The organism is uncultured Flavobacterium sp. (assembly GCF_963922255.1).
Taxonomy (GTDB): domain Bacteria; phylum Bacteroidota; class Bacteroidia; order Flavobacteriales; family Flavobacteriaceae; genus Flavobacterium.
This window is the reverse complement of sequence record NZ_CAWUIC010000002.1, coordinates 237315-255716: the sequence shown is the minus strand read 5'-3', so window position 1 is coordinate 255716 and position 18402 is coordinate 237315. Positions and strand designations below refer to the sequence as shown.

General features: G+C 30.6%; 17 protein-coding genes. 8 read left to right on the top strand and 9 right to left on the bottom strand.

What is annotated here, in order from left to right; genetic code table 11:
• Positions 1 to 44 precede the first annotated feature (44 nt).
• Entirely contained in the window at positions 45 to 2618 is a 2574-nt protein-coding gene (locus AABJ49_RS03195) for a phosphoenolpyruvate carboxylase (protein WP_338376069.1), read from the top strand.
• Positions 2619 to 2665: 47 nt separating this feature from the next.
• On the opposite strand, the gene trpS is transcribed toward AABJ49_RS03195, so the two are convergent.
• Positions 2666 to 3634 carry a tryptophan--tRNA ligase gene (trpS, locus tag AABJ49_RS03190; RefSeq protein WP_338376068.1) on the bottom strand — a complete coding sequence of 323 codons (969 nt, stop codon included), beginning with the start codon at positions 3632 to 3634 and terminating at the stop codon, positions 2666 to 2668.
• A 115-nt stretch (positions 3635 to 3749) separates the two neighbouring features.
• Here trpS and AABJ49_RS03185 point away from each other — a divergent pair, with 115 nt between their 5' ends.
• Entirely contained in the window at positions 3750 to 4481 is a 732-nt protein-coding gene (locus AABJ49_RS03185) for a lysophospholipid acyltransferase family protein (RefSeq protein WP_338376067.1), read from the top strand.
• A gap of 105 nt (positions 4482 to 4586) precedes the next feature.
• Here the strand turns inward: AABJ49_RS03185 and AABJ49_RS03180 are convergent, their stop codons facing one another.
• From AABJ49_RS03180 to recA, 4 genes are all read right to left on the bottom strand, one after another.
• Positions 4587 to 6101: a hypothetical protein gene (locus AABJ49_RS03180; RefSeq protein WP_338376066.1), complete on the bottom strand. Its 1515-nt coding sequence runs from the start codon at positions 6099 to 6101 to the stop codon at positions 4587 to 4589.
• Entirely contained in the window at positions 6098 to 6640 is a 543-nt protein-coding gene (locus AABJ49_RS03175; RefSeq protein ID WP_338376065.1) for a sigma-70 family RNA polymerase sigma factor, read from the bottom strand. The genes AABJ49_RS03180 and AABJ49_RS03175 overlap by 4 nt, the downstream gene beginning before the upstream one ends.
• Positions 6641 to 6653: 13 nt before the next feature.
• Entirely contained in the window at positions 6654 to 7073 is a 420-nt protein-coding gene (locus tag AABJ49_RS03170) for a hypothetical protein (RefSeq protein ID WP_338376064.1), read from the bottom strand.
• An 87-nt stretch (positions 7074 to 7160) separates the two neighbouring features.
• Entirely contained in the window at positions 7161 to 8165 is a 1005-nt protein-coding gene (recA, locus tag AABJ49_RS03165; RefSeq protein WP_338376063.1) for a recombinase RecA, read from the bottom strand.
• 172 nt (positions 8166 to 8337) lie between these two features.
• Between recA and AABJ49_RS03160 the strand changes: the two genes are divergently transcribed.
• The 6 genes from AABJ49_RS03160 (at position 8338) to AABJ49_RS03135 (ending at position 15258) form a co-directional block, all read left to right on the top strand.
• Entirely contained in the window at positions 8338 to 9696 is a 1359-nt protein-coding gene (locus AABJ49_RS03160; RefSeq protein WP_338376062.1) for a rhodanese-related sulfurtransferase, read from the top strand.
• A gap of 195 nt (positions 9697 to 9891) precedes the next feature.
• A complete protein-coding gene (ricT, locus tag AABJ49_RS03155; protein WP_338376061.1) occupies positions 9892 to 11058 on the top strand; it encodes a regulatory iron-sulfur-containing complex subunit RicT in 1167 nt (388 codons plus the stop codon).
• On the top strand, positions 11039 to 11524 hold the full coding sequence (locus AABJ49_RS03150) for a gliding motility lipoprotein GldH (protein ID WP_338376060.1): 486 nt from the start codon (positions 11039 to 11041) through the stop codon (positions 11522 to 11524). Before ricT ends, AABJ49_RS03150 begins: the two co-directional genes overlap by 20 nt.
• Positions 11525 to 11532: 8 nt before the next feature.
• On the top strand, positions 11533 to 13824 hold the full coding sequence (locus AABJ49_RS03145) for a transglycosylase domain-containing protein (protein WP_338376059.1): 2292 nt from the start codon (positions 11533 to 11535) through the stop codon (positions 13822 to 13824).
• Positions 13825 to 13897: 73 nt separating this feature from the next.
• Positions 13898 to 14596 carry a CoA transferase subunit A gene (locus tag AABJ49_RS03140; protein ID WP_338376058.1) on the top strand — a complete coding sequence of 233 codons (699 nt, stop codon included), beginning with the start codon at positions 13898 to 13900 and terminating at the stop codon, positions 14594 to 14596.
• A gap of 2 nt (positions 14597 to 14598) precedes the next feature.
• Positions 14599 to 15258 (top strand): 3-oxoacid CoA-transferase subunit B, encoded by a 660-nt coding sequence (locus AABJ49_RS03135; protein WP_338376057.1) that lies wholly within the window; start codon positions 14599 to 14601, stop codon positions 15256 to 15258.
• A gap of 33 nt (positions 15259 to 15291) precedes the next feature.
• On the opposite strand, the gene AABJ49_RS03130 is transcribed toward AABJ49_RS03135, so the two are convergent.
• From AABJ49_RS03130 to AABJ49_RS03115, 4 genes are all read right to left on the bottom strand, one after another.
• A complete protein-coding gene (locus AABJ49_RS03130) occupies positions 15292 to 15693 on the bottom strand; it encodes a hypothetical protein (RefSeq protein WP_338376056.1) in 402 nt (133 codons plus the stop codon).
• A 141-nt stretch (positions 15694 to 15834) separates the two neighbouring features.
• Positions 15835 to 17274 carry a nucleoside recognition domain-containing protein gene (locus AABJ49_RS03125; RefSeq protein WP_338376055.1) on the bottom strand — a complete coding sequence of 480 codons (1440 nt, stop codon included), beginning with the start codon at positions 17272 to 17274 and terminating at the stop codon, positions 15835 to 15837.
• Between the two features lie 103 nt (positions 17275 to 17377).
• The gene (locus tag AABJ49_RS03120) at positions 17378 to 18091 is read right to left on the bottom strand and encodes a 3'-5' exonuclease (RefSeq protein WP_338376054.1); all 714 of its coding nucleotides are present in this window, start codon (positions 18089 to 18091) and stop codon (positions 17378 to 17380) included.
• An 11-nt stretch (positions 18092 to 18102) separates the two neighbouring features.
• Positions 18103 to 18399, bottom strand: coding sequence for a hypothetical protein (locus tag AABJ49_RS03115; RefSeq protein WP_338376053.1), 297 nt, complete (start codon positions 18397 to 18399; stop codon positions 18103 to 18105).
• Positions 18400 to 18402: the final 3 nt, after the last annotated feature.

The following is an 18402-nucleotide window of genomic DNA, read 5'->3' as shown; positions in this document are numbered from 1 at the left end:
ATTTATTAATAATATAGTACCTTAGTGCAAAAGATTCTATTACTATGTACACCTTACCAAAAATTGAACGTTTTAACCAAAACGTTGCCTCAAAATATAACATTTATAACAGTGTTTTCATTACATTACCTTTTGATGAAATAAACAATACAGGTGTTTTATTGCCTTTATTTTCAGAAGTTTGTGATAAAGGGTTTAAAAATAATCAAAGTCCAGAAGAGATTTTTGATGCTTTTGTTGCCAAATATTTAGACAATCCAACGCAACAAGAAAAAGAATCTTTAATGTTTAGATTCATTCAATATATCGAACGCCAAGTAGTGCTTTTTGATGCCATTGAAGATGCAGGTTTTGCTAAAGTCAATAATTTGGAAGGAAAAGGTTCTTTGCGAGACATGAAGGAAAATGCAGAACAAAAAAACAAGCAAGAAGAACTAAAAACTTTTTTAGAAAATTTTAAAATCAGAACGGTTTTAACGGCTCATCCAACCCAGTTTTATCCTGGTTCAGTTTTAGGAATTATTACTGATTTAACAGAAGCAATTAGGCAGAATGATTTACATTCTATCAAAGAATTGTTAGCTCAATTAGGAAAAACTCCTTTTATAAAACAAGAAAAACCTACACCTTTTGATGAAGCTGTTAGTCTTATTTGGTATTTGGAAAATGTGTTTTATGAAACCGCTGGTGCGATGATGCAATACATTCAAAAAAATATCTTAAAAGGCGAATTGCCTAAAAATGACATTCTAAATTTAGGGTTTTGGCCTGGTGGTGATAGAGATGGAAATCCGTTTGTAACCACTGAAATCACTTTAAAAGTTGCAGAAAGATTAAGAACTTCAATTCTAAAGAATTATTATATTGACATCAGAAAATTAAAAAGAAAGTTAACATTCATGGGTGTTGACACCATAATTGCTGATATTGAAAATAAATTATATCGTTCTGTTTTTTATTCTCAAGGTGAAATTTTCATCACTTTAGAGGAATTAAAAGACAAATTATTACAAGTCAAAATGTTGGTTTTATATAAACATCAATCGCTATATATTGACGAAATTGATTTGTTGTTGAATAAAGTAAACCTATTTGGATTTCACTTTGCGACTTTAGATATTCGTCAAAATAGTAGAATTCATGCACGAGTTTTTGATGCGATTGTTTCCAACAAGAAAACTATTTTTCCAGAAAATTATCAAACACTAACAGAAGAACAAAAACTACACTTTTTATCCAATGTTTCTTCTGATTTAGAAACAGATGATTTCGAAGATGAAATTGCAAAATATACGATTGGTTCTATAAAAGCCATGAAAACCATTCAGGAAAATAATGGAGAAAAAGCTAGTAATCGTTATATAATTAGTAATAATGAAAGTGCTTTGCATGTTTTTGAAACGTTAAGTATGTTTCATTTATGTGGATGGCAAAACCCAACCGTTGATATTGTGCCGCTTTTCGAATCGGTTGAAGATTTGGAAAAAGCAGATAAGGTCATGGAACAATTATATACCAATCCAACGTATGCTAATCATTTAAAAGCAAGAGGAAACGAACAAACCATAATGCTTGGTTTTTCTGACGGAACAAAAGATGGTGGCTATTTAATGGCCAATTGGGGAATTTATAAAGCCAAAGAAGCACTAACTGCTATTTCTAGAAAATACGATGTAAAAGTTGTATTTTTTGATGGTCGTGGTGGACCACCTGCTCGTGGTGGTGGAAAAACCAATAAGTTTTATGCTTCACTTGGACCAACTATCGAAAACCAACAAATTCAATTAACCGTTCAAGGACAAACGATTAGTTCTAATTTTGGAACGTTGGATTCTTGTCGTTATAATTTAGAAAATTTATTGAGTGCGGGAGCAAGCAATCAAGTGTTTACAAAGAATGAAAATGAATTAAGTTCTGATGAAAAAGCAATTCTGCAAAACCTTTCGGAAATCAGTTATCAAAAATATATAGATTTTAAAAATCATGAGATGTTCGTGCCTTATTTAGAGCGAATGAGTACATTGAATTACTATGCCAAAACAAATATTGGAAGTCGTCCATCAAAAAGAAATCAATCTGATAAATTGAATTTTGCTGATTTGAGAGCGATTCCTTTTGTAGGTTCTTGGAGTCAATTGAAACAAAATGTTCCTGGTTTTTATGGTGTTGGAACAGCTTTAAAAACTTATGAAGACAATAACGAATGGCAAAAAGTTTCGGATTTATACAATAACTCTTTATTCTTCAAAACATTGATTGAAAATAGTATGATGGCTTTGAGTAAATCGTTTTTTCCTTTAACGGCTTATATGAAAAATGACAAAGAATTTGGTGCATTTTGGCAATTGATCTACACTGAATTTCTAGAAACAAAACGTTTGTTATTAAAACTTTCAGGCTACGAAGAGCTAATGGAAAATTATCCTGACGGAAAAGCTTCAGTAGAACTTCGTGAAAAAATTGTTTTACCACTTTTAACGATTCAGCAATATGCCTTATTGAAAATAAAAGAGTTAAAAGAAAGCTCAAATCCAGATGAAAAACAAATTGCAGTTTATGAGAAAATCGTAACGCGTTCGTTATTTGGGAATATTAATGCTAGTAGGAATTCGGCTTAGAAATTAAAAAAAAGGCTTTCATCAACTGAAATCCTTTTTTTTAATTTTTAATATCCCAATTTCTCTCTAACTCTTTTTAAAACTCCATTAGCCACAACACTTGCTTTTGCAGCACCATCTAACAATAATTTATCAACTTCTTCCGTGTTGTTGATGTAGTAGTTGTATTTTTCTCTAACAGTTGCAAATTTTTCGACTATTAATTCAAATAGAGCTTGTTTTGCGTGTCCGTAGCCGTAATTTCCACCTAAATAATTAGCTCTCATTGCTTCTGTTTGTTCTGGTGAAGCTAATAATTTGTATAATGTAAAAGCATTACAAGTATCAGGATTTTTGGGTTCTTCAAGTGGTGTGCTATCGGTTTCAATGCTCATGATTTGTTTGCGTAAGGCTTTATCATCTAAAAAAATATTGATGTAATTGTTTGCCGATTTACTCATTTTTCCACCATTGGTTCCTGGAACAATCATCGTATTTTCATCGATTTTTGCTTCTGGTAACACAAAAGTTTCTCCCATTTGATGATTGAAACGAGAAGCTACATCGCGAGTAATTTCTAAATGTTGCAATTGATCTTTTCCAACAGGAACAATATTAGCATCATACAATAAAATATCAGCAGCCATTAGCATTGGATACGTAAATAATCCAGCATTAACATCATCTAATCTATCTGCTTTATCTTTGAATGAATGCGCTAATGTCAAACGTTGAAAAGGAAAAAAACAACTTAAATACCAAGATAATTCAGTTGTTTGAGGCACATCAGATTGACGGTAAAAAGTTACCTTATTCACATCTAAACCACAAGCTAACCAAGCTGAAGCAGTACTATATGTGTTTTGACGAAGGGTTTCTCCGTTTTTTATTTGCGTAATAGAATGTAAATCTGCAATGAATAAAAAAGATTGATCATCACTATTATTAGTCATTTCGATTGCAGGAATAATTGCACCTAATAAATTTCCTAGATGAGGTGTTCCTGTACTTTGTACACCAGTTAATATTTTTGCCATTTCATTGTTCTTTTGCACAAAAGTAAGGTTTTGTATTAAGATTTTAAATGTATGGTTTAAGATTTTTTATTTTCAGTACATTTGAGAAAAATTAGTTCAAAAAGAAAATTTTATAATGAAGATTTTTAAAATAGTGTTTTGGGTTTTGTGGCGTATTTGGTTTTACATTTTGATGTTTATTCCAATTATGGTTCTGCTACCTATTTTAGTTTTAACTATACTCAGTGAAAAAACATATCCACAGTTTTTTTGGATTGCACGTTTTTGGGCTAAATTCATTTTGTTTGGAATGGGTTTCTATTATAAAATTGAACGTGAACAAGAATTCGAAAAAGGCAAAAGTTATATGTTAGTGGCCAATCATACTTCTATGACTGATATTATGTTAATGTTGGCTGTTGTAAAAGACAATCCTTTTGTTTTTGTTGGTAAAGCAGAATTAGCTAAAATTCCGATTTTTGGATTTTTCTATAAACGAACTTGTATTTTAGTAGACAGAAGCAATAGCAAAAGTCGATTTAAGGTTTTTGAAAGAGCACAGCACAAAATCAATCAAGGATTAAGCGTTTGTATTTTTCCTGAAGGTGGTGTTCCAGATGATGAATCTATACTGTTAGACGAATTTAAAGATGGAGCTTTTAGATTGGCAATTGAACATCAAATTCCTATTGTGCCGATGACGTTTTTAGATAATAAAAAACGTTTTTCTTTTACTTTTTTAAGTGGAACAACGGGTAGAATGAGGGTTAAAGTACATTCATTTATTGAAACTAAAGGATTAAAATTAGCAGAAAAAGTAGAGATTAAAAATCAAGTTCGAGAAATAATTTTAAAAGACTTGAAGTAATAAAAAATAAAAAAGCACTCGTGGCTAGAGTGCTTTTTCAGCTTCACCTTTTATAAAAAAAGGATGAAACAACTTAACTAAACAGAATTTTTTTAACCAAAAAAATTAAAACTTATAAGATAATCCAGAATATAAACCTATGAAATATGGTTTGAAATTTCCTGAATTATCAGTGTATGTATTGAGCTGATATTTAAACATTGGGTTGAAATTTACTTCAAAAGATTTCAAAAGCGTATATTTAAAACCTACTCCTAAATTACTACTAAAATGAACTTTATTTAGATTATTTGCTTCTCCAATTTCCATTTCCATTCCTTCAGATAATAAGGAAATTGAATTTTGATTTAAGAATAAAGAACTCATTCCTCCTATAAGTTCTAGACCAAATCTTTTGTCAATTAATTTATAACTTAATTCAACAGGTATTTCATAATAGCTTGTTGTTTGATTCAATTGCCCTATATTATTTTGAACAAAATTTTCAACATCACTAGATAAAGTTGCCTTGTTTTCGACACTATTATTAAAGAAAACTACATTCTGACCGTTACTATTTCGACTAAGCATTGATCCATCACTTGCTGAGTTTCTTAATGTAGTAGAATATGAGACATCATTAGTATTATACTCTAAGGAAAGTGAATTTATTCCAGTTCTTAAGCTTAGTTTTTCGGAAATATTATAATTTATTCCAACACCATAACTCATAGTTGAAGCATAAGATTTACTGTTTTCAGAAAATTGAGTGTTTATAGGAGAACCATTTGTTGCAGAATTGAAATAAACGGGAGCTGCATTAGTGCTAACTCCCCATCTATCTCTTTTTTCTTTTTCCTCAGCATTTTTTCCCACCTCTTTTTCTTTAAGCAATTGCTCTAAAGCGCTAACTTCTTCTGAAATATTAGCAACAATAGAACTGTCTTGCGTAATGTTAACATTTGATTTTTCTAAAATGGCAACAGAACGATTTGAATTCTTTTTTTCTTGAATTAACCTTTTATCTTCTTTTTCATTTAAATTTTGAAAAGGTAAAATTGATTTTTCATTTTGAGTTTCTTTGTTTGTTACAAAAATTTCCTCTTTTTCAATATCAAATAATTTATTGGGTTCAATTTTATTTTTTATAGATTTATTTTGATACGTTTTTGTGTTTTTTACTAAATTATTTTTGTTGTTACTGTTTAATGATTTATTGTATTCATTAGATTCTAATGCTTTTGAATTATTTTTTGAAGTAAGGTTATCATTTGACTGTTTGTCAAAATTATTATCCTCATTAACAATACTTTGATCTGAAATAATCAACGAATTTTCGTTGATTATTGGATTAGTATTTTTTTCATTTATTTTTTTTTCATTTACAGACTTACTTGTTTCAACTGTTTTCTCATTTGATTCAATTCTGTCATCATCATTATAATACAAAAATGCATAGAACCCTAACAATAAAGAAGCAGCAATACCAGTTGTTTTAAACCAAAAAGGAATAACTCTTCTTTTCTTTTTCTTCTCTTTTAATCGTGCTTCAATATTTTTCCAAGCCATTTCTGGAGGAGCCATTTCAAAGTCTTTAAACTTTTCTTGAAATAAACGATCTATATTTTTTTGTTCTTTCATTTGAATTTAGGAATTGATAAATTATTATTCAATTCTATTTTATCTTTTAAAATTGCTTTGGCTCTTGCTAAATTAGATTTTGATGTTCCAACGTTAATAGAGAGCAGATCTGCAATCTCTTTGTGTGAATAACCATCAAGCACATATAAATTAAACACTAATCGATATCTGTCTGGTAACTCTTGAATGATTCTTGTTAAAAAATCAAGTGATATATTTTCCTCTTCCACTTCCACTTCCACTTCATCAGGAAAGTTTTCAGAAACAATATCAAAAATATTCTCCTTACGGTACTGCTGTAGAATCATATTGACAACAACTCTTTTAGCCCAGCCTTCAAATGAACCTTTGTGATTAAATTGATTTATTTTTTCAAAGATTAACAAAAATCCATCTTGCAAATTATCTTGCGCCTCTTCATAGTTTCTCGAATACTTAAGACAAACAGCAAATATTTTAGGAGCTAATAGCTTATAAATTTGCTCTTGTGACTTAGTATTTTCTTTTTTGCAACCATCTATGAGTTCTTCAATTATCAAGATATAAGGTTATTTAGTCCTGAACAGGCACTTCTATTTCTAAAAAAATATCTTCTCCATTAGCATCTTTTCCTTGCCAAAATTTAAAAATATAACTTCCATTGTTAGTTGCTTTAAAATCAAGATTCACTTCTACGATTTGATCGGTTAATGGCACACAGTTACTTTGTTCAGCAACAATACTTTGTACAGCTATAGTTCTTTGATTTAAGTATTTTTCATAATAAAAATCATTAAAGCTATGGCAACTGGTTGGCCTTTTATAACTTATTTTTAGAGAATGTGTTTCCCCTAATATTAATGTATCAGGAATTACAACTGATTCAATTTTTAATAATTCTAAATGATATGTAGGCCCATCATCTTCTGGTAGACAAGAAGTGAATGACATATACAAAAATAAAAACAATGCTAATTTTTTAATAGTATTCATAAAACATTCATTTATTATTAGATGCACAATTGTTAAAAAGGTTGCGTTAAAGATAAAAAAAACCCGAAAAATTTTCGGGCTTCTTTGTTATGATTTGTTTTCTGCTAAGTAATCTTTAATTTTAGCTTCTAATTCATCCATTAACTCTGGATTGTCTTTTATCAAAAGTTTAACAGCATCTCTTCCTTGGCCTAGTTTTGTTTCCCCATAGCTAAACCATGAACCACTTTTTTTCACAATTTCATATTCTACTGCTAAATCTAAAATTTCCCCAACTTTAGAAACTCCTTCACCATACATGATATCGAATTCGGCTGTTCTAAATGGTGGAGCAACTTTGTTTTTAACGATTTTAACTTTAGTTCTATTTCCAATAACATTTTCACCATCTTTAATTTGTGTAGAACGTCTGATATCAATTCGAACAGAAGCATAAAATTTAAGAGCATTTCCACCAGTTGTAGTTTCTGGACTTCCAAACATTACTCCAATTTTATCTCTCAATTGGTTAATGAAGAAAACGGTACAATTCGTTTTATGAATAGTTCCAGTTAATTTTCTCAAAGCTTGTGACATCAAACGAGCATGTAATCCCATTTTAGAATCACCCATATCTCCTTCAATTTCACTCTTTGGAGTTAATGCAGCAACTGAATCGACAACTACAATGTCAATTGCACCAGAACGAATTAAATTCTCAGCAATTTCTAAAGCTTGTTCTCCATTGTCAGGTTGAGAAATGATTAAATTGTCAATGTCAACTCCTAATTTTTCAGCATAAAAACGATCAAAAGCATGTTCAGCATCAATAAATGCTGCAATTCCACCTGCTTTTTGAGCTTCAGCAATGGCATGTAAGGTCAATGTAGTTTTACCAGAAGATTCTGGACCATATATTTCAATGACTCTACCTCTTGGATAACCATTTACTCCTAAAGCAATGTCAACCCCTAATGAGCCAGAAGGAATAGCTTCTACTTCTTCAACAGCAGAATCACCTAATTTCATCACGGTTCCTTTTCCGTAGGTTTTATCTAATTTGTCTAATGTTAGCTGTAACGCTTTTAATTTGGCTTCTTTATCTGAACTCATAATTGCATATATTTTTCGTAAAAATACTGCTTTTTTTTAGTGTTCCAAAAATTGTTAATATGTTTTATTTTAGATTTAAAAATTTGATTTTTAAGGCATTTTTATACCTTTGCATCCAAATCCTTCCATTTAGGATTTAAAAAAAATAATTCTGTAATTTAAAGTTTATAGCATGCAACTGTATAACACCTTAAGCGCAGAAGAAAGAGCTCAACTTATTGATGAAGCAGGTAAGCAACGTCTTACACTTTCTTTTTATGCGTATGCCAAAATTGAAGATCCCAAAAAATTTAGAGATGATTTATTCGTAGCTTGGAATGCACTTGATGCACTTGGCCGAATTTATGTAGCTCATGAAGGAATTAATGCTCAAATGAGTATTCCTGCTGAAAATTTAGAAGCTTTTCGTGAAACTTTAGAAGTTTACGATTTCATGAAAGGTATTCGATTGAATGAAGCTGTTGAACAAGATGATCATTCATTTTTAAAATTAACCATTAAAGTTCGTCATAAAATTGTGGCTGATGGTTTAAATGACGAAACGTTTGATGTAACCAATAAAGGAGTTCATTTAAAAGCCAAAGAATTTAATGCAATTTTAGAAGACCCAAACACTATTGTTGTAGATTTTAGAAATCATTACGAAAGTGAAGTTGGTCATTTCAAAGGAGCTATAACACCAGATGTAGAAACTTTTAGAGAGAGTTTACCTATCATAAACGAACAATTGAAAGATTTTAAAGAAACCAAAAACCTAGTTATGTATTGCACCGGAGGAATTCGATGCGAAAAAGCAAGTGCTTACTACAAACATCAAGGTTTTAAAAATGTATTTCAATTAGAAGGAGGAATTATTCAATATGCTAAACAAATTAAAGAAGAAGGTCTTGAAAGTAAATTCATTGGAAAAAATTTCGTTTTTGATAATCGTTTAGGAGAAAGAATTACAGAAGATATCGTTTCTCAATGTCACCAATGTGGAAAACCATGCGACAATCATACCAATTGCTACAATGACGGTTGTCATTTGCTATTTATTCAATGTGATGAATGCAAAACAGCTATGGAAAACTGTTGTTCAACAGAGTGTTTAGAAATTACACATTTGCCTTTAGCTGAACAAGTTAAATTAAGAAGTGGAAAACAAGTTGGAAATAAAGTCTTCCGAAAAGGGAAATCTGAAAAATTAAAATTCAAACATTCAGGTGAATTATCTGACATTCCTTTAGCTGTTGTGAGTAAAACAAAAGAAATTCAACAAAAAATAAAAACAAAGAAAGTTTTAATTGGTAAAACAGAACATTATTACGTAAAAGCAAAAGTTGGACTTTTTACTATTGATAATAAAGAATTAAAGGTTGGTGATAAAATCTTAATTTCAGGACCAACGACTGGAAATCAAGAATTAGTTTTGGAAAAAATGTTGGTTAATGGAAAAGAAGCTTCTGAAGCAAAAGCTGGTGATAAAATTACTTTTGAAGTACCTTTTAGAGTAAGGCTTTCGGATAAATTATTTAAAATTTTAAATTAAATTTAATCTGTTTTTTTAACCAAGATTTTAGAATAGTATACTTTATAAAACCTATTTACGTTTAAATGTAAGTAGGTTTTATTTTTGTGTAAATATTTAGCGTTTTAGTATATGTAAAATTATAGTATCTTTACACTCAAAACACACTTTTGACAAGTAGTTCTTTAATCGGAACAATCAATATATATTCAAATTATGGCATGTACAAACTGTTCTACGGGTGCTAAAGACGGCACACCTAAGGGATGTAAAAATAATGGGACTTGCGGCACCGATAGCTGCAACAAATTAACGGTTTTTGATTGGTTGTCTAACATGGCCTTGCCTGGTGGACAAGAGCCTTTTAATGCCGTTGAGATACGTTTTAAAAACGGTAGAAAAGAATTTTTTAGAAATACTGAAAAACTAACACTTTCAATCGGAGATGTTGTCGCAACAGAAGCTTCACCAGGTCATGACATAGGAATTGTTTCACTTACAGGAGAATTAGTAAAAGTTCAAATGAAGAAAAAAGGTGAAAATCCAGATGGTGATTTGGCTAAAATATACAGAAAAGCTACTCAAAAAGATATCGACATTTGGTCAGATTGCCGTGAAAAAGAAGAAAAAATAAAAGTAAAAGCTAGAGAAATTGCCATAAATTTAAAATTAGAAATGAAAATTTCTGATATTGAATATCAAGGTGATGGATCGAAAGCAACCTTTTATTATACAGCAAATGATAGAGTAGATTTTAGACAGTTAATTAAAGAATTTGCTCGTGAATTTAGCATAAGAATCGAAATGAAACAAGTTGGATTCCGTCAAGAAGCTTCAAGACTTGGTGGAATTGGTTCCTGTGGAAGAGAATTATGTTGCTCTACATGGTTAACAGATTTTAGAAGTGTAAATACTTCAGCAGCACGTTATCAACAGCTTTCTTTAAATCCTCAAAAATTAGCAGGTCAATGCGGAAAACTTAAATGTTGTTTAAATTATGAGTTAGATACTTATTTAGACGCATTGAAGCACATTCCAGACATGGACACCAAACTATACACAGAAAAAGGAGATGCATTTTGTCAAAAAATTGATATTTTCAAAGAGTTAATGTGGTTTTCGTATGCAAATAGTCCAGCACATTGGCACGTTTTACCAGTAGCTCAAGTAAAAGAAATTTTAATTGTTAACAAGAAGAAAGAACGAGTATCTTCTCTTGAAGAGTATGTTGTTGAAACTGCACCTCAAATAGAAAAAACATATCAAAATGTTGTAGGTCAAGATAGTTTAACACGATTTGACCAACCAACAAGAAAGAACAAAAACAACAATAAGAGAAAGAAAAATTTTAAAAAGAAGCCAAATGAACCTAAAAAGAAATAGTGTTTTGCTTTTATTTTTTATCGTGATTTTTACTTCTTGTGACGATAAAAGATTTTTTGATGAATATGTTAGTCTTGATGGAAAGTGGACTTCAAAAAATCAAGTAGAATTTTCGTTTGAGCAAAAGGACACTATTAATTTATACAACATGTTTGTTACGGTTAGAAACAACAATGATTATCCTTTTAACAATTTGTTTTTGATTGTTAAAGTAAATCAACCTGATAATGTTGTAAAAGTAGATACACTTGAGTATTTAATGGCAAATCCTGATGGAACTTTATTAGGAGAAGGAATTACAGATACAAAACACAATAAACTTTGGTTTAAGGAGAATTTTAAGTTTCCAAAATCAGGACAATATTCAGTTTCAATTTCACAAGCCAATAGAGAAACAGGCAAAGTTAAAGGAGTTGGAGAATTACAAGGTATAACAGAAGTTGGTTTTAGAATTGAAAAAAAATAATTTAGAATATGGCAACTGCAAAAAAGAACAATAAAGAGAATTTCTCTGATTATATAAGAAAATTTTGGATTCTTTTTACCTATGGAATGATAGCCGTAGTAGCTTTTTTCTTTCTAGCTTCATGGGGGTTTTTTGGTGAAATGCCAACCTTTGACGAACTAGAAAATCCAAATTCAAATATTGCTTCAGAAATCATTTCTTCTGACGGAAAAACCATTGGAAAATTTGCTATTCAAAACAGAATACCAGTAAAATTTAAAGATCTTCCAGAGCATTTAGTTAATGCTTTAGTTTCTTCTGAGGACGAGCGTTTTTATGACCATTCTGGTATTGATGCTAAAGGTTTTATACGAGCTGTTTCAAGATTTGGTAAGGATGGTGGAGCAAGTACAATCACACAACAATTAGCAAAAAACTTATTTCATGGAGCAGATGGTTCGAAAAATTTAATTGTTCGAATTGTTCAAAAAGTTAAAGAATGGATTATTGCTGTTCGTTTAGAAAGACAATACACCAAACAAGAAATCATTGCCATGTATTTAAATCAAGTTGATTTTGTGAACAACGCAATCGGAATTTCTTCAGCTTCAAAAATTTATTTCAACAAAAAAGCAAATGAATTAACAATCGAAGAAAGTGCAGTTTTGGTTGGAATGCTTACAAATCCTTCTCGATTTAACCCAAATAGATTCAAAGAAAGATCAACAGAAAGAAGAAACATTGTTTTAGGACAAATGGTTAGAAACAAACATCTTTCTGAAGAAAAATTTGCAGAATTAAAAGTAAAACCAATAGAATTAGATTTCAAATTAGAAAACCACAATGATGGAATTGCAACCTATTTTAGAGAATACTTACGTGATTATCTAAAAAAATGGACCAAAGAAAATCCAAAACCAGACGGAACAACTTATGACATTCACAAAGATGGTTTAAAGATATTCACAACTATTGATTCTAAAATGCAAAAATATGCAGAAGAAGCAGTTGCAATGCATCTAAAAAATCTTCAAGCAAAATTTTTTGAAGAAGCTAAAGGAAAGAAAAACGCACCTTTTGTTAACTTAACAGATGAAGAAACCAACAGTATCATCAAAAGAGCGATGAAGAATTCGGAACGTTGGAGAATCATGAAAGGTGATGATAAAACGGAAGAAGAAATCTTAAAATCTTTTGATGTAAAAACCAAAATGAAAATTTTTACATGGAATGGAGAAAGAGATACAGTAATGACTCCAAAAGATTCCATTATTTATTACAAACATTTCTTGCAAACAGGTTTTATGGCAATGGAACCACAAACAGGTTATGTTAAAGCTTGGGTTGGTGGAATTGACCAAAAATATTTTCAATACGACCACGTAGGTCAAGGAGCTAGACAAGTAGGATCTACTTTCAAGCCATTTGTTTATGCAACAGCTATTGATCAATTAGGAATGTCACCGTGTGATTCAATTATTGACGGACCATTTACAATGCCAAAAGGTAAATGGGGAATTACTCAATCTTGGTCACCAAGAAATTCTGACGGAAAATTTAGAGGTTTAATCAATTTAAAAACAGCATTAGCCAATTCAGTAAATACAATTTCTGCAAAATTAATGGACAGAGTTGGACCAGAATCCGTTGTAAATATGGTTCATAGATTAGGAGTTTCTTCAGAAATTCCAGCAAGACCAGCTATAGCATTAGGAGCTGTTGAAATTACTGTAGAGGAAATGGTTGCTGCATTAAGTACATTTGCCAATGAAGGACAGTATGTAAAACCTCAAATCATCACTCGTATTGAAGATAAAAACGGAGTTGTTATATTTGAAAGTATGCCAGAAACAAAAGACGTAGTTAACAAAGAAGTAGCTTATGCAGTTGTTAAATTAATGGCAGGTGTAACAGAAGATGCAGGAACAGGTGCAAGATTAAGAAGAGGTAGTGCAGGTTTTATGACCTATAATTACAATCTTCAAAATGAAATTGCTGGTAAAACAGGAACATCTCAAAACAACTCTGATGGTTGGTTTATGGGAATGGTTCCTAATTTAGCCGCTGGTGTTTGGGTTGGAAATGAAGACAGGTCGGCTCATTTTAGAAGAACTTATTATGGACAAGGAGCAACAATGGCATTGCCAATTTGGGGAATTTTCATGGATAAATGCTATAAAGACAAATCATTAAATATTTCCCAAGAAAGATTTCCTAAACCAGCCGATATGTCTATTAAAGTGGATTGTTGGACACCAAGAAAGGTTATTGATACTACAGAAACTATAGTTCCAGATATTGATGAATTACAATTTAATTAGAGTCTTAATTTATGAAAAACACCTTTGAAAGAAGGTGTTTTTTTTATACTTTTAAGCAAATTTTAGAACAATCATGATTAATAGAAAAGTAAATAATGTTCAAGAAGCATTAGAAGGTATAAAAGACAACATGACTATAATGTTAGGTGGTTTTGGTCTTTGTGGAATTCCCGAAAATAGTATTGCTGAACTTGTAAAAATGAACACTTCTGGATTAACTTGTATTTCAAATAATGCAGGAGTTGATGATTTCGGACTAGGTTTGTTGTTACAAAAGAAACAAATTAAAAAAATGATTTCTTCTTATGTTGGAGAAAATGCTGAATTTGAACGTCAAATGCTTTCAGGAGAATTAGATGTAGAATTAACACCTCAAGGGACTTTAGCTGAAAAATGTAGAGCTGCTCAAGCTGGAATTCCAGCATTTTTTACACCAGCAGGTTTTGGAACTGAAGTAGCAGAAGGAAAAGAAACAAGAGAATTCAACGGTAAAATGCACGTAATGGAATTAGCCTATAAAGCTGATTTTGCTATAGTAAAAGCATGGAAAGGTGATGAAGCAGGAAATTTAATATTCAAAGGAACAGCTAGAAATTTCAACGCTGTTATGGCTGGAGCTGCAAATATTACAATTGCTGAGGTAGAAGAATTAGTTCCAGCAGGCACATTAGATCCAAATCAAATTCATATTCCCGGAATTATGGTTAATCGTATTTTCCAAGGTGAAAAATTTGAAAAAAGAATAGAACAAAGAACAGTAAGACAGAAATAATTATGGCACTAGATAAAAATCAAATTGCAATGCGAATTGCAAAAGAAGTAAAAGACGGTTATTATGTAAACCTAGGAATTGGAATTCCAACTTTAGTAGCCAATTTTGTAAGAGACGATATTTCAGTCGAATTTCAGTCTGAAAATGGAGTTTTAGGGATGGGACCTTTCCCTTTTGAAGGAGAAGAAGATGCAGATATTATCAATGCAGGAAAACAAACTATCACAACTTTACCAGGAGCAAGTTTCTTCGATTCTGCTTTTAGTTTTGGAATGATTAGATCTCAAAAAGTAGATTTAACCATTTTAGGTGCAATGGAAGTTGCTGAAAATGGTGACATTGCTAATTGGAAAATTCCAGGTAAAATGGTAAAAGGAATGGGTGGAGCAATGGATTTAGTAGCTTCAGCAGAAAATATTATTGTGGCAATGATGCACGTTAATAGAGCTGGAGAATCCAAACTTTTAAAAAGATGTTCGCTTCCTTTAACAGGAGTTGGTTGTGTAAAGAAAATCGTAACTGAGTTAGCCGTAATTGAAGTAACACCAAAAGGGTTCAAATTACTAGAAAGAGCTCCAGGAGTTTCAATAGAAGATATTAAAAATGCCACAGAAGGCACATTAATTATTGAAGGAGATATTCCGGAAATGATTTTAAATTAAAAATATATAAATGCTTTCTTCGGGAAGCATTTTTTATTTAATCGTTTTTCCACTATTCAAATACTCCAACAAAACCTCATTAGCATTCCCAAAAGTTGGATGTTGGTCTGATAAATTTACAATTCTCTTTTTATTTAATTTATAGGTTAAATCAAATTCAGTTGTAAATAAAATAATTGATAAAAACGGATTGTTTATAAAAGGAAGTAATCTGTCAAATGCTTTTTCAATCGTATAAATTTCAAACAATTCTTCTTTTTGAAATCTGAATTTTAATTCCAATTTCAATATGTCTTCATCAATAATTGGTCTGATGTAGATGTTTTTTAATTCGGTGTTTCCAATGGTTTTTGCAAAAGTCAATTTTGCAAAAGTTCCATCCGATAAACTTGTTTTAAATTTCGAATAAAAATCTTTGAAAGAATCAGTAAACATATTTGTAATATTAAATTTATAAGTTGTTGCTTTCCTTTTGTCATCCTGAACTTGATTCAGGATCTTTAATTTTTAATAGCTGTTATATGTTGTGAGATTCTGAATCAAGTTCAGAATGACAAAACATCACATTAAGTTTGATTAAAAAAACCAACTAGCCACAAAGATAGCAGTTATTACACAGATTAAATCAACTAAAAGCATCGTTCCTAGCGTATATCTTGTGTTTTTCATGTTGATGCTACCAAAATAAACAGCAATTACGTAAAACGTTGTTTCTGCACTACATTGAAAAATACTACTCAATCTTCCAGTTAAAGAATCTGGTCCATACGTTTTCATTGCATCAATCATAAATCCACGGGAACCACCAGAACTAAAAGGCCTTAATAAAGCAACAGGTAGAGAATCTGTAATTTCTTTACTCATTCCTGCATGAGAAGCAATAAAAGCAATTCCTTGTGAAATTAAATCAAACAAACCACTATTTCTAAACATTGAAATCGCAACAAGCATAGCTAAAACATAAGGAAAAATAGTCACACCCGTTTTTAAACCATTATTTGCTCCAACTACAAATGAATCAAAAATTGTGGTTTTTAAAGCGGAGAATTTCTTTTCATTAATCCATGAAAAAATTAAAGTAAAAGCAATTATGGCAACCAACATTAATCCAGATAAATTAGAGGTAAAAAAGTTTTTTTCTACTAAATCTAAAGCGTTGATATAAAATAATAATCCAACAATGGCACCAATCATTCCCATTAAAGCTACAACCAACGAAGCACTTTTAAAATTAATTCTTTGACGAATTCCAACAATAATAAAAGCAGCAATTGTTCCAATAAACGAAGTGATAATACAAGGCAACATTACATCAGCAGGATTGGCAGCATTTTCAGCAGCACGATAGCCAATAATTGAGGTTGGAATCAATGTTAAACCAGCAGCATGCAAACACATAAACATAATTTGAGCATCACTCGCTTTGTCTTTATCAGGATTTATTTCTTGAAGACTTTGCATCGCTTTCAGTCCAAAAGGTGTTGCAGCTGAATCTAATCCAAGAAAGTTTGCCGCAAAATTTAAAGTCATATAGGAAATTGATTCATGATTTTTGGGAACAGAAGGAAATATTTTTGAAAAAACTGGACTCAACTTTTTAGCCAATTTTTCAGAAGCACCTGAATCAATTAGTAGTTGCATTAAACCACAAAAGAAAGCTAAATAAGCAATTAAAGGAATGATTAAATCTACCAAACTACTTTTAGCAGTTGCCAATAAACCATCCGATTTTTGAACACCACTATATATTTTTACGGTTTGATTTTGGTAGACGTAAGTTGTATCAGGATTTGTTTTGATGTTATCTAAAATGTATTTTTTATCAGCAGATTTTTCAATACTATCTTTGATGAAAACCGGAATTTCATGTAAGAATTTTTCTGAAACTAAAACAGGATCATCTTTTTTTCCATTTAAAAGAAAATCAATAGTATAAGTGTTTCCAGAAAATAAACTTATTACAACAAAAAGAATTGACGAAACAAAAATTGCCAACCAAAACCTACTCAATACCATAATTCGAATTTTTGTAAAAGTAATAAATCCATTTAAATAACAATAGCAATGTCAAAAATCAATAGCAATTTTGAAATTTGGAATTTCTGTATTGGAATTTCATTTAAACATGTAAAATCTCATCATCCACCAACAAATCTTCTCTTCGCATTTTTAAGAATACTTGAGCTACAGCGATTACGTCTTTTTCACAATAGGTTACAATTCTGTCAATGTCATTTTCTATATAAAAAACTCTTGCTACTTCGCTTCCATCAATATCGTCTTTTGGCGATGGAATGCCTAAAATTTTGGTAAGAAGCTTTAAAGAAGTAAAATGTTTGTAATCTCCAAATTTCCATAATTCTAAAGTATCTAAATGAGGCACTTCCCAAGGTTTTTTACCAAATAAATTTATTTTACTAGGCAGAGCAATTCCATGAATTATCATTCTACGAGCAATAAAGGGAATATCAAATTCTTTGATGTTATGACCACACAACAAATTGGCAGTTAAATTATAATTTTCATTCAGTAAGTTAGAAAAGTCTTTCAAAATTTGTTTTTCTTCGCCAAAAAAAGATGTTACTCTAAAGTTTCTAATATCACCTTTATTGTTAAAAAAACCAACCGAAATACAGATGATTTTACCAAATTCAGCCCAAATTCCAGCGCGTTCATAAAAATCTTCTGCGGTAACTTCATCTCTTCTTTGGTATTGTGTTTTTTGTTCCCAAAGCTTTTTGGTTTCTTCATCCATTCCCAAATAACTAGTTTCTTGAGGAACCGTTTCTATATCTAAAAATAAAATGTTGTTGAGGTTTACTTTTTCTATCATGGTTTTATAAATTAGAAGACATTATATTTTATACTTAAATAAACTAAAATTGCAATAATTACAAAGAATAAAGTACCAAATATTAGGTTGTTTTTCTTTTTCTTGGATTGAATACTTTCTTTAATTTCTTTTTTAATCTTTTTTAATTCTTCTTCAGATAAAGATGGTAAGTTTTTATCACCTTCATTACCAAATGAGCCATATTCTATTAGATTAGATTTTTTAGTACCTAATGTTTCTCTTCTAAAAGCTTTTTTTACTTCACTATTTTTTTCTCTATTTTTAAAAGCTGAAAAATGGCCACTCATAAT